Annotated in this window: 14 protein-coding genes; 2 read left to right on the top strand and 12 right to left on the bottom strand. The window is 55.6% G+C overall.

What is annotated here, in order from left to right:
* Positions 1-14: 14 nt before the first annotated feature.
* From IB237_RS17445 to IB237_RS17430, 4 genes are all read right to left on the bottom strand, one after another.
* The gene (locus tag IB237_RS17445) at positions 15-980 is read right to left on the bottom strand and encodes a hypothetical protein (RefSeq protein WP_192489977.1); all 966 of its coding nucleotides are present in this window, start codon (positions 978-980) and stop codon (positions 15-17) included.
* Positions 981-1,062: 82 nt separating this feature from the next.
* Positions 1,063-2,745, bottom strand: coding sequence for an iron ABC transporter permease (locus IB237_RS17440; RefSeq protein WP_246788047.1), 1,683 nt, complete (start codon positions 2,743-2,745; stop codon positions 1,063-1,065).
* Positions 2,745-3,824 carry an ABC transporter ATP-binding protein gene (locus IB237_RS17435; protein ID WP_192489976.1) on the bottom strand — a complete coding sequence of 360 codons (1,080 nt, stop codon included), beginning with the start codon at positions 3,822-3,824 and terminating at the stop codon, positions 2,745-2,747. Before IB237_RS17435 ends, IB237_RS17440 begins: the two co-directional genes overlap by 1 nt.
* A 113-nt stretch (positions 3,825-3,937) precedes the next feature.
* Positions 3,938-4,882 carry an ABC transporter substrate-binding protein gene (locus IB237_RS17430; RefSeq protein WP_192489975.1) on the bottom strand — a complete coding sequence of 315 codons (945 nt, stop codon included), beginning with the start codon at positions 4,880-4,882 and terminating at the stop codon, positions 3,938-3,940.
* Between the two features lie 341 nt (positions 4,883-5,223).
* Between IB237_RS17430 and IB237_RS17425 the strand changes: the two genes are divergently transcribed.
* Positions 5,224-6,360 carry an ROK family transcriptional regulator gene (locus IB237_RS17425; protein WP_192489974.1) on the top strand — a complete coding sequence of 379 codons (1,137 nt, stop codon included), beginning with the start codon at positions 5,224-5,226 and terminating at the stop codon, positions 6,358-6,360.
* Between the two features lie 132 nt (positions 6,361-6,492).
* Here IB237_RS17425 and IB237_RS17420 read toward each other — a convergent pair whose 3' ends face one another.
* The 8 genes from IB237_RS17420 to IB237_RS17385 are packed head-to-tail and all read right to left on the bottom strand — an operon-like array spanning position 6,493 to position 13,315.
* Positions 6,493-7,251 (bottom strand): SDR family oxidoreductase, encoded by a 759-nt coding sequence (locus IB237_RS17420; RefSeq protein WP_192489973.1) that lies wholly within the window; start codon positions 7,249-7,251, stop codon positions 6,493-6,495.
* A gap of 12 nt (positions 7,252-7,263) precedes the next feature.
* Positions 7,264-8,190 (bottom strand): dihydrodipicolinate synthase family protein, encoded by a 927-nt coding sequence (locus IB237_RS17415; protein WP_192489972.1) that lies wholly within the window; start codon positions 8,188-8,190, stop codon positions 7,264-7,266.
* A gap of 18 nt (positions 8,191-8,208) precedes the next feature.
* Positions 8,209-9,570 (bottom strand): dihydroorotase family protein, encoded by a 1,362-nt coding sequence (locus tag IB237_RS17410; RefSeq protein ID WP_192489971.1) that lies wholly within the window; start codon positions 9,568-9,570, stop codon positions 8,209-8,211.
* 46 nt (positions 9,571-9,616) lie between these two features.
* The gene (locus IB237_RS17405; protein ID WP_192489970.1) at positions 9,617-10,432 is read right to left on the bottom strand and encodes an amino acid ABC transporter ATP-binding protein; all 816 of its coding nucleotides are present in this window, start codon (positions 10,430-10,432) and stop codon (positions 9,617-9,619) included.
* Positions 10,429-11,082, bottom strand: coding sequence for an ABC transporter permease subunit (locus IB237_RS17400; protein ID WP_192489969.1), 654 nt, complete (start codon positions 11,080-11,082; stop codon positions 10,429-10,431). The genes IB237_RS17405 and IB237_RS17400 overlap by 4 nt, the downstream gene beginning before the upstream one ends.
* Positions 11,079-11,858, bottom strand: a complete 780-nt coding sequence (locus IB237_RS17395; RefSeq protein WP_192489968.1) for an AroM family protein — start codon at positions 11,856-11,858, stop codon at positions 11,079-11,081. Before IB237_RS17395 ends, IB237_RS17400 begins: the two co-directional genes overlap by 4 nt.
* Positions 11,855-12,502: an amino acid ABC transporter permease gene (locus tag IB237_RS17390; RefSeq protein WP_192489967.1), complete on the bottom strand. Its 648-nt coding sequence runs from the start codon at positions 12,500-12,502 to the stop codon at positions 11,855-11,857. Before IB237_RS17390 ends, IB237_RS17395 begins: the two co-directional genes overlap by 4 nt.
* Positions 12,503-12,517: 15 nt before the next feature.
* Positions 12,518-13,315, bottom strand: a complete 798-nt coding sequence (locus IB237_RS17385; protein ID WP_192489966.1) for an ABC transporter substrate-binding protein — start codon at positions 13,313-13,315, stop codon at positions 12,518-12,520.
* 198 nt (positions 13,316-13,513) lie between these two features.
* On the opposite strand from IB237_RS17385, the gene IB237_RS17380 reads away from it, so the two are divergent.
* The gene (locus IB237_RS17380) at positions 13,514-14,443 is read left to right on the top strand and encodes a LysR family transcriptional regulator (protein WP_192489965.1); all 930 of its coding nucleotides are present in this window, start codon (positions 13,514-13,516) and stop codon (positions 14,441-14,443) included.
* Positions 14,444-14,467: the final 24 nt, after the last annotated feature.

Raw genomic sequence — 14,467 nt, 5'->3', positions numbered from 1 at the left:
GCGGTGTTGTGGGTTCAGATCGCGACTGATCGTGGAAGCGTGGCAGAAAGGATCGTCCTGTCATCGCAGCTTTCGACAGAGGTCGAGCCTTTCACGGCAGGAAAGGCACCAGTCTTGTGAAAATCGACGGCTTCAACCCGCTCGAATTCCCTCTCCCAGTCGCCGACGTGAATTCCACCAGTCGGGATCGAGACGTAACCATCCGAGAAAATTTCGATGCTCGTCACGTCGTTTTTTGATAGAAGGACATCGGTCAAACCATCGATGGTGATGTCCTTGCCATTGATCGAGGCGTAGCCCAGCGGTTGCGTGCTATTGGCGTAATGGAATTGCGTGCGGATGCCGCCCTTTAGAAACTTTTCGGCGATTTCCAGAGCAGTCTTCGCGGTAGCAACGGCGGTGGCAATCGCTGTTGATGCCTCTAGTGCCGTCAAACGACCCGTCGCCACGGCTGCATCAAGACCATCAAAAATGACCCTGCGCGTCGCCATTTCGGCTTCGTCGCTGTCGTCCATCCGATCAGACAAAATCCCATGCACGGCAATACGTGCCGCTGTACTGACGGTATCGATCAGCTTGTGATGCTGATAGATGGTCTCGCCATTGATGCGAATGCCCGTGTCACCGAGTGCCAAGAGACGAAAATGATCGCCCGCGCTGACGACAATTGCCGCCGTCGTTGATGGTGGATGGGCAATGTTGCGCTCGATTGCCGCATCGCGGACGCTGTCGCTTAACGCCTGAAAGATCTCACGGCCCGACGCCGAAACAAGCGTGCCCGTAGCGGCAAGGCGCGCCGTGCATTGTGCGGCGCTTCGGGCTGCAATGCGACCGGAACTTTCGCCGTTGTAAAAGGCGCCAGTCGGATCGGTTGCGCCGTCGAAAACCGCCAGAAGTGTGTCCGGTTCGATGAGAATGATGTCATCACCCGGCTTGGCGCCGTTCTTATATTTGGATCGTGAAAATGCTTCGATATTCATAAATGCAGGTCCTGTTGGCGACAGGGGGCCGTCCGGCGCCCTGAAGCGCCGGTCACACCTGTCGATTGGCCGAGGCCGGGGATCAGACGAACGCGGATTCCTTACGATCCGAGAAACGGAAAACGATGAAGACACACAGTCCGGTCGAGGCCAGCAGCAAGGTTGACAGGGCGGCTGCCGTGCCAAACTCGCCGTCGATCACCTGCACGTAGATCAGCACCGGCATGGTCACTGTCCGCGACGTATAAAGGATAAGCGTCGACGACAGTTCGTTGATGGCAGTGATGAAGCTCATCAGCGAACCGATGATCAGGCCTGGCATCATCAGTGGCACGGTCACCGAGGCAAAGGTTTTTGCCGGTGATGCGCCGAGGTTAACTGCCGCCTCCTCGATCGATGGTTTGATCTGCCGCAGGATCGATGTGGTCGAACGCACGCCGTAAGGCAGGCGCCGGATGAAAACCAGAAGGATGATGATCAAGGCAGTGCCGGTGATATCGAATGGTGGATGACGGAAGGTTGCGACATAACCGATTGCCATGACCACACCCGGGATCAGGTAAGGCACCATCAGAACGAGATCGAGCGAACCGGAAACAACATTGTCCTTTCTGACGACGATGAAGGACAAGAGGCCGGAGACGACGGCAATCATGGCGACGGCTGCCAGTGAGAACAGGAAGCTGTTGTAAATTGCCTGCGGAGAATCCCGAAGAATACGCTCATAACTGCCAAGCCCAAAATTGCCGGTAAAGACGGGTCCGCTTGTCTCGAGAAACGATGTGTACACGACGGTAAATGCCGGCAGCATCGCAATGAAGACAACCAGATAGCAGAAGCCGTGCACGAGTAACGATTTCAGCGGTGACATTGACTTCTTGACGGGTCGGTTGGTCAGCGCGCTGGCATAACGACGCTTGGAGAGAATACGGCGTTGCAGCAGAAGCGCGATCATCGAAATTGCAATCATCAACATCGAAACCGTGACCGCCATCGTTGGCGTGCCGCCCATTTCGGATGTGTATTGCGAATAGGCGATGGTTGCCAGTGTGCGGACGCCGCGACCGAGAATGGCAGGCGTTCCAAAATCGGCGATCGACAGCACGAAACATATGATGGCACCGGTGCTGACAGCCGGGAATATCAGCGGCAAAGTCACCTTGTAAAAGCGCTGGAAAGCGGTACAGCCAAGATTTTCGGCAGCGTCCTCGTAGGACTTGTTGATCGTGTTCAGCGCGTTTTCCGTCATCAGATAGATGTATGGAAAGAATTTCAGGCTGAAGACCATAACGATGCCAGGAATTCCATAGATCGTCGGTGCCGGTATCCCAATAGCCTGTAGAGCGTTTGTAACTGCACCGTTTGAGCCGAACAGCATGATCCACGCATAGGCGCCGATGAACGGAGGTGCACAGAGTACCAGAACCGCGAAAGTGGCGATCACGGCGCGGCCGCGAATGCGGTAGCGGGACGTGCAAAACGCGAGCGGTATGCCGATCAGGCAGGCACCGAGCATCCCCATGAGACCGATCACGATCGTGTTCCACAAAGCCAGCGTGTAGAAACGCCGGGTCAGAACCTGCACATAGTTGGAAATGCCGAAATCGCCGGTTGACGCATCGAAGAAGCTGATCGCCAGGACATTGGCAATCGGCAGAAGCAGAAAAACCGCGAGGAGGATAACGGCCAGAGCGGTGATCACCGTCCAGAAACCGGGCATTCTCAAGCGGCTCAAGGGAGCGGATGTGGCAGTTGTCATAGCCATCAAAGCACCCTCGCCCCGGTCACGCCGTCCTCAAAAAGCTGCACGCTGCTGGCGGCAAATGCAAAAGTGGCATCGTCGTTGGGATGAAGCGCGATGATATCAGGCGTCGGCTTGGTGATCGCCTCAATTTCCTCGCCGGAGGCAAGCACGGCGGCGACGGCCATTTCGCGGCCAGTAAAGCTGACCTGACGGATTTTTACAGGCAGACGAATGAGATCATCGCCAGCTGCGGCATTGACCGAGATGAATTCCGGACGCACTGCGGCGACAAGCGGCTTACCGGTTGCCGCCCCTGTCAGTTGCGGCAGCACGACGGCGGTCCCTGCGATGGCAGCCTGTGCACCCTCTACCGAAAGTGCCATAAAATTGTTGGCACCGACGAAAGACGCAACAAACCGGTTGGCCGGACTGTTGTAGACTTCCCAGGGTGCTGCCGCCTGCTGGATCACGCCGCCATACATGACGCAAACGAAGTCTGACATCGCCAGCGCTTCTTCCTGATCGTGCGTGACGTAGATAGTGGTGATGTTCATTGACTGCTGAATAGCGCGCAGTTCGCGGCGCAGATCGACACGCAGCTTGGCATCAAGGTTGGAGAGTGGCTCGTCCATCAGCAGAACCTGCGGATTTATGACGAGAGCACGGGCAAGACCGACACGCTGTTGCTGGCCACCGGACAATTCGTGCGGCATACGCTGGGCGTAGGCCTTCAGTTGCACAACATCGAGAATATCTGCAACGCGACGCTCAATGTCACTGCGCGAAACCTTACGCTGCTTCAGACCGAAGGCGATGTTGTCTGCAACGCTGATATGCGGGAAAACTGCATAATCTTGAAAAACCATACCCACATTGCGCTTGTGCGCGGGCACGTTCTCAATCCTCTGGTCGGCAATCGCAATGCTACCGCTATCCTGCTGGTGAAAACCGGCGATCGTGCGCAGAAGGGTGGTTTTGCCACAGCCGCTTGGACCAAGCAGCGTAAAAAAAGAGCCGGACGGAATGGAGATATTGATGTCCGAAAGAGCGACGGTCGCCCCGTAACTTTTTCGGATGTTTGAGATTTCGACAGCGGACATAAAGCGTCTCCGTAGACCGTCAGGAGTTTTGATGCCTGCGGACGAACGAATGGGAATGGCGGATCAAATGGGAGAAACGGACACGGCAAACATGCCATGTCCGTCCGTTCATGTTACTGGATATCCAGCATGACATCGTTCCAGGTCTTCATGACCTGTTCGCGGTTCTCAGCGGCCCATGCAAAGTCGTATTTTGCATCCGGAACTTCAGACAGCGGCACGAGGGCAGCATTGGCTGCAACGTCACCACGGATCGGCCGACGACCATGTTTGGCGACAACCTCCTGGCCTTCCTTCGAGATGATAAAGTCGATGAAGGCCTCGCCGTTTGCTGCGTTCGGCGCCCCGTTGACAATGGCCATACCGTCCGGAGCAATTGCGGTGCCTTCCTTCGGATAGACGATATCGACCGGTGCGTTGCCAAGCTTGTAACGAAGCGCGGCGTCTTCGAGGGTAATGCCGATCGCCTGCTCACCATCATTGACGAAACGCGGCACGGCACCGGAGGATGTTGAGAAGACGGTGTTTGCAAGAATGCCCTTGTAAATTTCCCAGCCTTTTTCTTCAGGCTTAAAAAGCTGAAGCACGGTCGATAGCTGAATATATGCCGAACCGGACTGGTCGGCGCGAGCCGATGAGATCAGTCCCTTATATTCCGGCTTGGCAAGATCTTCCCAAGACGTGGGTACCGGGGCACCCTTTAGCGCATCACGATTGACGATGAACGCTGTGACAACAGCCGTGAAAGGGATCCAGTTCTTGCTTGGCGCCAGCGAGGGAGTAATCGCCGAAGCTTCTTTCGCCTCATAGGGCTGGAAGAGATCGGCGGAAAAATCGATGACGGTGCCATCAACACTCCACAGGACATCGGCCGCCGGTTTGCCGCTTTCCGCCTTGATGCGGTTCATCAACTCACCGGAACCGGCTTTGACGAGCTCGACCTTGGTGCCGGTCTTCTTCTCAAATGCTGGCAGCAAATCGTCCATCATCTGCTGGGGAGCTGCAGAGTAGATCACAACGGTCCCGTCAGCATGAGCAGCCGACAGCGAAGCGAACATAGCCGCACTCGTGGCGAGAGCGGTCACAAAATTACGAACATAGCCCAATGTGGCCTCCAGATTGTTTTGGTTCCCGAAAGCGCATGTCGATTTGCCGCGTCCAGTTTGCCTGGATCTATCAATCATATTCAGCGCTACGATTAATTTTCATTACGTAATTAAATAAGTCAAGACTGATTTCGCAAAACTATCATAATTTGAATAAGTAACTGTTATTGCTTATTTAAAGTCCGACCACCCCACAGAATTCATGCGCGTCCACGCAGGGGCAAAAAGAAATCAGATGCTACGTCTAGTGAACTAAGCTATGCAAATTGAGAGATGTGAGACAGGGGACAGATTTGATTAACCTCGGCTATAACGAACGTCGATTGATCGAAATGTTGCGCGGCCGCGGCGGCATGTCGCGGACTGAACTCGCGCGGGACATGGACGTTTCAGCTCCTACCCTCACACGACTGACATCGAGCCTGCTGGAGGCAGGTCTCATCCGTGAAGCCGAGGCTAATCGGACTGGTGGTTCCGGCCGGGGAAAACCTTCAACCGCTCTGGAGCTTGCTCCTGATGGCCTGTTCACTATTGGAGTCTACTTCAATCCGGATGATTTGAGGATCTGCGTGGCGGATCTCAATGGCAAGATCAGGGCGGAGGTTCGCGAAGATCTGAGCGATCACAGCTTCCGGCACATTATGAACATAGCAGCCCCAGCAACACGGGCGGTTGTCGCGGCATCAAAGGTCGACAAGCGGAGAATACTTGGTTGCGGCCTGTCATTTCCGGGCCATTTCTCTCGCAACCCGGGCCACGTCTTTCAAATCCCTCAGTTTACTGGCTGGCATGACGTCGACGTTGACAGGGATTTCCAGCCGTTCTTCGATTACCCGGTACATCACGAGAATGACGGTAAGGCTGTGATACTGTCTGAACTCTATTACGGTGTTGGCCGTAACCTCGCAAACTTCGCGATGATCTGGCTGACATATGGCATCGGAGGGGGTGTTGTTGTGCAGCGACATCTCTATCGAGGTAGCAACCGAAATGCCGGAGAATTTGGCGGCCTTTTCCCCAAATCACATCACCGCCCCTCAGGCCAGGATCTTTGCAATCTTCTGGACAGCAGCGGTGTCACGATCAATCGTCTTTGTGACATTGACGAAAGTTATTCTGATCACCCTATTGTTATGCAGTGGTTGGAGCGCGCGACGGATCAGCTTAGAAGCTTGGCGCTTACTGTTGCTAGAACACTCGATCCCTCCACGATTGTTTTTGGCGGGTCGTTGCCGGCCTGGCTCATAGCGGAAATTGTCGAAAGGCTTGGATCGCTGGAAACTCTCGGCGAGGACTTTTTCGTTGAGCCACCGGAAATCCGCAAATCGGAGTTAAGCGAAGTACCGCATTTAGGAGCCGCGACCATTCCACTCTATCGCGCGACGACGCCAAGCTACTACTCAGGTAGAGCCTTGAAAGGTTGGGCGTGATGGTATGCGCGGGGGCGCGCACATCCAGCTCTGACCGGAATGGCGACCAGCTTCAATCCCCGCGAACTATGCAATGCTCGAAATTTCGCTCGATCAGCACCATTGAGTATGAAGGCGTTCAGCCAGCACTCTTCATGCACCCCTAATCATTCCGCCATCAACGCGGATGGCGGAGCCGGTGACATAACTTGCATGTTCGCTGGCGAGGAAGACCGCGACGGCCGCGAATTCTTCCGGCTTTCCGTAACGACCGGCCGGGATTTCGGCGCGCGATGCTTCCTGCACGGCTTCCACCGTGTTGGCGGTCTTCTCGGCCCTGCCGGCATCCAGTTCGCGCACGCGGTCGGTGTCGATCCGGCCGGGCAGGATCATGTTGACTGTGATGCCGTGACGGGCAACTTCACCGGCCAGCGTTTTCGACCAGCCTGACACGGCGGCGCGCACACCATTGGAAAGCGCCAAGTTGGGTATGGGCTGTACAACGCCGGAAGACCCAATGGTAATGATGCGGCCCCACTTGCGGTCGATCATGCCTTCAAGCATCGCATCGGTGACCGCGAAGATCGAAGTCGCCATGCTTTCGAACGCGTTTGTCCAGCTGTCTTTCGACTGGCCGACCGCAGGACCAGCCTTCGGCCCACCGGAGTTGTTGACGAGTATATCGACGCCACCGGCAGCCTTGATCGTGGCGATCAGCGCTGCCACTGATGCGGCGTCGGAAAGATCAACGCTGATCGGAATGAAGCTCTCGGTCTCCTCCATCGCCGAGACATTACGGGCAGCGGCAAAAACTTTGACGCCCTCTGCGGTCAGTCCCTTGGCGATGGCGGCCCCCAGGCCGCGGCTGGCACCGAGAACGAGTGCGGTCTTGCCGGAAATCATAAAGTCCATGGTATCGATGCCTTACTTCAGTTCATCTAGTTTGCGTGTCTGACGCTCGATCAGTCGTTCGACTTCAGCGATGGCCTTGGCATTGAGAGAAGCGCCGGGACGGCGCTGTGCAGCGCTGGTGATGGCACCGCGTTTGGCCAGCACATATTTGCGGATAGCAAGGCCAAGGCCCGGCTGCTGTTCGTAGCGCATCAAGGGAAGATAAGCGTCGAACAGGTCCTGTGCTTTGTCATGATTGCCTTCATCGCAAAGGTGGCAGACCTCGACCATCATCTCCGGATAGGCAAACCCGGTCATCGCCCCATCGGCTCCGCGCTGCATTTCTTCCGGCAGGAACACGCCCGCATTGCCGCACAGGATGGAGGTGCGACGACGGCCCTTTGCTTCCGCCTCGCGCAGATCGGTGATCTTCTGCAGGCCCGGCCAATCTTCATGCTTGAGCATGACGATGCTCGGATGCGCCTCCAGGATCATGCCAAGCGTCCGCGACGAGATTTGCACGCCGGTAGACAACGGGAAGTCCTGCAGCACGACGGGGACATCGGTGCCGATGGTCTCGATGACGTTGCGGTAGTAACCGATGATCTGCTCGTCGGTGCGCAGGCTGGATGGCGGTGCGACCATGACACCGGCAGCGCCCATGTCCATCACCGCCTTGGTCAGTTCGCCGATCGCGGCCAGACCCGGTGCGGAAACGCCGACCACCACCTGTTTGTCGGCCGAACGGGCAATCGTCTGGCGGGTGATATCGATGGATTCTGCCTGTGTCAGCTTCGGCGCTTCTCCCATCATGCCGAGGATCGTCAGACCATCGGCGCCCTTGTCGTAATAGAAGTCCACCATTCTGTCGACGCTCGCCACATCGATGGCGCCGTTGTCAGTGAACGGTGTGCAGGCAATCACGAAGACACCCGATGTCTCGTTGTTGATCAGTGTCATATCTTTTGTCTCCGAAGGTCAGAACCAGCTGGACGTGCCGCGGGCGACATACTGCCCGTCACCGGCTGCGTTGACGACGTTTGTACCGTCAAAGGCCAGCTTTCCGCCGACATATGTCCGCGAAACCTTGACGGAGAATTCACGCCCGTCGAAGGGGCTCCAGTTCAACTCGTCATGCGCCTTGGCGGCGTCCCATACTTGCGCTTCAGCCTTCAGAATGGCGATGTCGGCATCAGCGCCAATGCTCAAGGAGCCTTTCTGGGGCCACAGGCCAAAGAATTTGGCAGGGCGTTCGCACAGTTGCTCGACGGTCAACATGACGGCATCATAGCCACGCAGTTCTGCACCGGTGAAGAAAGCCGGAAGCAGGGTTTCAAGACCGGGAACGCCCGCGCCCGCCTCGAAGATCGATGGTGTGAACTTGTTGTCGATCGGCCAGGAGGAATGATCCGAACTGACGAAAGCCACCCGGCCGGAGATAACGTCGCCCCACAAGGCTTCGATCTGACCGGGGCGGATCGGCGGGTTGACCTTCATCTTAGCGCCCAGTTCCGCGCCGTCGGCGTCAGGGTCGAACCAGAGATAATGCACGCACAGTTCGCCGGTTGAACGGTAACCATCAGAGAGGTAGTTCTCGACGATGTCGAACCCGCGTGTCGTTGTCAAATGCACGATGTGCGCATGGGCAGCAGCGGCGGCACCGAGCTCAAGGAACTGCGCTGTGGCCGCCATCTCGGCTGCCACGGGTCGGCTTTCCGAGTGAGCCTCGATGCCATCACGGCCTGCAGCCTTGGCTGCGGCGATGTGCGCACGCACGATTTCCTGGTCTTCATTGTGGACACCAAGCGGAATGTCAGTATCCGCAAGCGCGTTGAAAATTTCCAACGTCTGGTTTGAAGATATACGCGGAAAGCGAGTCGGGCTGCTTTCAAAGGTCGAAATCTTGAAGGCCACAACGCCACCCGCAATCAGACCGGCGATCTCATCTGTCGACTGGCCCGGCATGACGGTGCCATACAGCGCGACATTGGAGTGGGCATGCTTGCCAATAGCGGCAATCTTGGCGTTGAGCGTTGCCAGCGAGTTGAGCGGATCGGGATTGTCATAGGGCATGTCGACTATCGTGGTGATGCCACCCGCGACAGCAGACCGAGTCGTAGAGGCAATGCCCGGCAGGCCGCCATAACTGCAGGCGTGCGTCTGACCGTCGATGACGCCCGGTATGATCAGATCGTCACCAGCGTCGAAAACCTCGTCGCTCGCGGGCACCTCGCCCGTTCCAAGTGCAGCGATCTTCCCATCGCGTATACCGACCCATCCATGCTCAAGCAGACCATCAGGCAAAACTGCAGTGCCACGGATAACGAGAGAAAATGTCATGTTTCCATTCTTTCATTGGGTGGAGATTGATCTTAAAAAAGCACAATCATGCGGCAAGGAACGTTTGCACCCTTTCCGGCGCAAGGTCGGAAAACAATTCAGCCGGCGGTGCCTTGGCGTAAATCGAACCGTTTTCCATGAAGACCACCTCGTGGGCAACGTTGCGGGCAAAACTCATTTCGTGGGTGACAACAATCATCGTCATCCCCTCTTCTGCAAGCTCCTGCATAAGATGAAGAACCTCTCGCGATAATTCTGGATCGAGGGCCGATGTTGCCTCGTCGAAGAGCATGACCTTCGGCTCCATCGCAAGAGCACGAGCAATGGCTATGCGTTGTTGCTGGCCACCGGATAACTGTTCAGGCAAGCTGTCCAGCTTGTGCGCCAATCCAACGCGGGCAACAAGACGCCGCGCTCGATCGTTGGCTTCCTCACGGGTGCAAATACCCGAAGATACAGGAGCAAAAGCGACATTCTCAAGAATGCTCATGTTACGGAACAGGTTGAATTTCTGAAAAACCATTCCTGTCTGTCGCCGGTGGTGGCGCAATAATCTCTCACCAGCAGGAACAAGCCTGTTATTGCGCTCACGATGTCCCACAAGCTGTCCACCAACCCAGACCTCACCTGCCGTTGGCCGTGCAAGATAGTTGATGCAACGCAGGAGAGTGGTTTTGCCTGATCCGCTGGGACCAATGATCGCCGTGGTCGTCGCCTTGCGAATGGCAAGATCGATATTGTTCAAAATGCCCTGATCGCCAATTGAAAGCCCGACACCGCGCAACTCGACAGCATGAACAGCGTCCGGTTTTTCTGGCCAGCGTGGTGTGTAAGAATGTGCGATTGCGTGAACAGAACTCATGCGATTGCCATCCTTCGAGTACAGCGTTTTTCAATTGTGATCAGGAATGTGTTGATAATCGCGTAGATTGCACCCGCGACAGCGACCATTAGCAAAGGGTTCTCTCCCGAGTAGATGAAGGCACTGGTAGTGCTCATGATTTCGCTTACCGATATCGCCGACGCCAGTGAGGTCTCCTTGAACAGAACGGTCGTCCGCCCGATAAACGGTGCGGCGGCAATCCTGACGACCTGGGGAATTATTACCTTTATGGCAAAGCTTAGCGGGGGAATGCCAAGCGCATATGCAGCTTCGAACTGGTCCTGCGGAACGCCGTTATAACTCGCTCGAAATATCTCGAAATAATAGGCTGTCGCAAAAAGCACGAAGGCAATGACAGCAGCCGTCATTGGCGAGATAAACCATCCAAATGCGGTCGATCCATAAAACGCCAGAAACAGCAGGATGAGTGGTGGCGTAGTTTGTGCAAGCCAGCTGTAGAGCCTAATAAAAAGGCGCAGGGCTTTCGGCGCAGCAATATCCGCAACCGTCAACCAGACAGCCAGAAAGCTTGACAGAAATACGGTTGTCACCAAGAGAAACAAGGCATCTAGTGTTGCACTCGCCACTGATGGTGCAAGATTGAGAACTGTTGACCATATAGCGATCATGAGCTGACCTTCTCGCTCGCGCTGGAAAGCAATTTTGCGGCCATTGAAACCGACGCAACTGCTGCCGAAATAACGGGAACGCCGAGTTTCAGCGAGAGACTTTCAGCACCGTCTTCTCCTTGCCCGACACCGGCGCCATAAGCCCAGACCAGGATCAGGTCAGGTATGGTGGACCGGAATTCTTCAGCAGCAGCGTTGAGGTCGTTGCCATGACCGCAAAAGACGAGATTAAGGTCGCCTGCCCAAGTCTTGGCTGCCCATCCATCCTGTTGTTGCTGGCGTTGGCGGTCTCCGTAAACAAGAAGTCCTAAAGTTGCAGTTGGTTTGGTGTTTGCCAGCAATTGCGCATAAGCAGCCATCGCAATGCTTGGCAAGACAACCGGACGGTTTGATCGGAAGCTTGAAGCAGGAAACTCCTCGGCAGCACAAATGATGGTCAGATCAACACCGTCTTTCACTTCCAGATCATCGATGGCTTCCTGGACCAGCGGTATGAAACTGTCACGGTCAAACCAACGCGCAGTCCAACCCGGGCCTAGAGCGCTATGCTCACCCGACTGACGCAGATTGGAGCGAATAGCAGGCATGCCATCTTTCGCAGCCATAGACGCCAGCGCCTCGTGAGAAAGCCCATCAAGGACATGTCGCCAAATGACGTGTGCCTTGATACCCGTCTGCTTCAGCAGGCGTTGATGATAGCTGTCCAGATCAAGACGCGGCCCCTGCCCGAGACTAACGAAACCTATTTTCGGTTGATTCGGTTGGCTGGCGCTCATTTTGGACTCCATCGGCGCACGGAGGCCCGTGCAATTAGGGAAAGAAGACCACCAAGCAGGATATAGATTGCGGCAGTCGATAGCAGGATTTCAAATGGCCGGTAGCTCTCGGCGACCAGTTCGTTGGCCTTGGCTGTGAGTTCGGGGATTGTGATGATCGAGGCGACCGATGTACCCTTCAGGATTAGCGTTGCGTTCGAAAGCCATGTGGGAACGACAACAGGCAATGCCTGAGGATAGATGATCCAAACCCATACCCTCCATGCAGGAATACCAAGCGCACTTGCTGCCTCGTATTGCCCGGGATCGACCGATTTCAATCCTGACCGGAATATTTCCATCGTATAGGCAACCGCCGAAAGCATAAGTCCTGCCAGTGCTGTGACCAGCGCTGGTAGAACAATTCCAATCTCCGGCAGGCCGTAATAGACCAGAAACAGGATCACGAGTGTCGGCACGGAACGCATCAGTGTGCTGCAGGCCTGAATGACGCACGACAACGGTCCGGGTCTGCGAAGACCGCATACGGCAAGAGGCAGAGCGACGATCGTGGACAAGACGAGCGTAGCTGCTGTCAGCCACGCAGTTGTCCAGGCTGCCCGCAAAAGGATGGGCAGGCTCTCAACGAGAAAACCGAAATCCATGATCGCTGCCCGCTATCAGTTACGACCAATCCAGGTCTCTTGGAGCTTGGCGAGTTCACCACTCTGTTTCAGTCGCGCCAGTTCACCATTCACCGCTTCCAGCAGTTCTGGCTGACTACGGCTAACGATCAATGCATGGGTGTAAGGAGAAACGCCATCACGTTCGAAACCGGGTACAAGAATCTTCAGCGCCGGATCACGGTGAACATGATGGCTGGCGGTGATGTAGTTAATCGCAACGGCATCGATGCGACCATTCTTTAGATCGAGTATTTCCTCGGCAATCCCGGGATACGTCGTGACCGTGACGTCTTCACCGAATAAATCGGACAGCAGCTTGCCTTCCTGACCGCCACGCACGACCCCGATGGTTTTGCCTTTGGCTTCACCGACCGCAGCAATCGTTGCACCTTCAGCTTTGACCAGCAGGGTTGAAAAATTCTCCACCGTCGGCTCGGTCATGAACAGATCGGGCGATGCGAGCCTCTGTGAGGTACGGGCAGTCGCAGAGCAGATCATGTCGAACCGCCCGCTTTTCAGGCCGGGGATTGTCGCGGCAAAATCGACTCGCACGAACTCGGTTTTCAGCTTCAGGCCGCTGGCCACTGTGCGGCAAAGCTCCACGTCGAACCCGGTAAGCGCACCATCGCCACCCATCGTGGTCATGGGAGGAGCATTTCCGGTCGTCGCAATGGTGATCGTTCCCGGCGAAACAAGTTTGGAAGCATAGGCAAGTTCCTGCGCGCAAACGCTCGATGCGAGCGCCAGTGACGTAGAAAGAGGAATAGCAAGAGCGAATAGTCGTGAAAGCATGAATGGAGTTCCCTTGTTTTGTTATTGGGGAAAAGCCAGAGCCAAGACCTTCAACGGTGTGCATCTCTCGCTGCATGGCGCCTTCCCGTGACCGGATTGGAGACCATGATCTACTGTGCGTCCAATATTTTCCTTCTATATTTTCATAGGAAAATGCCTATGGTCTGAGCGGGAGGCAACGATTGCCCTGGAGTGCACATGAACCCGAATCTTCGGCATCTGGAAGTTTTCCGGCTTTTCTCCCGCGTCATGAGCGTCACCGAGACGGCGAGGCTATTACGCATAACCCAACCCTCGGTCAGTCAGGCGCTGAGGGATCTGGAAAACCAGCTCGGGGTTGAACTAATCATTCGTGGGAACGGTCCGCTCAAGCTGACCGCGAATGCAGAGTTGCTACTGAAAAACATGGAAGACGTTCTCGATAATATGCAGGCCCTGCGAGAGCGTGCCGCACGACTGCGCGGAGAACAGGATAACAGTCTTTCGATTGCAACGGTCCACCCCCTGACTGGATGGATTCTGCCACAGTCTCTTAGCCGGCTGAAGGACGCCCATCCGCAGACGCGCATCAGCATCGAGGCCTATTCCAGCCGTGAAGTTACAAGACGGGTTCAGGATCGTTCTGCCGATATCGGCTTTACGTTTCTGCCTGTCGAACATCTTGACATGGTTGTGAGACCGTTGATGGCAACGGAAATGATATGCCTGATGCCAGCGCATCACCCATTGGCAGGCACACCAGTGTTGACACCGGAAGCGCTGAAAGACGAAGTTGTCATAACTTTCGGTCAGCAGGTACGTCAGGAATTCGATGTACGCATGTCTTTCGACCGTAACACCAATGAAAGCAGCTTTCTAACCACTAACCTCTCCGTGGTGTCAGCGGACCTTGTACGGCAGGGTCTGGGCATAGCCATCACCCTACCCTTCGTACTGTCTCCACGCGGAAACGATGACCTTGCCGTCGCCGCCTTCAAACCGGAGATCCGCAGATCACTGGTTGCTGTGTATTTGAAAAAACCAGGACTTTCGCCTCTGGCCAAATCGTTTCTTACCCAGGTTCGTGAAGAGATGCGTGGTTTCGCGAAGCACCTGAACGAACTTGGCATATCCGCAAAACCGAACTAATCCGACATTAGTAATAGCCTATGC

This window comes from Agrobacterium sp. AGB01, assembly GCF_014851585.1.
GTDB lineage: Bacteria > Pseudomonadota > Alphaproteobacteria > Rhizobiales > Rhizobiaceae > Agrobacterium.
The sequence above is the reverse complement of the archived record's forward strand: the minus strand, read 5'-3'. Positions and strand labels throughout refer to the sequence as shown.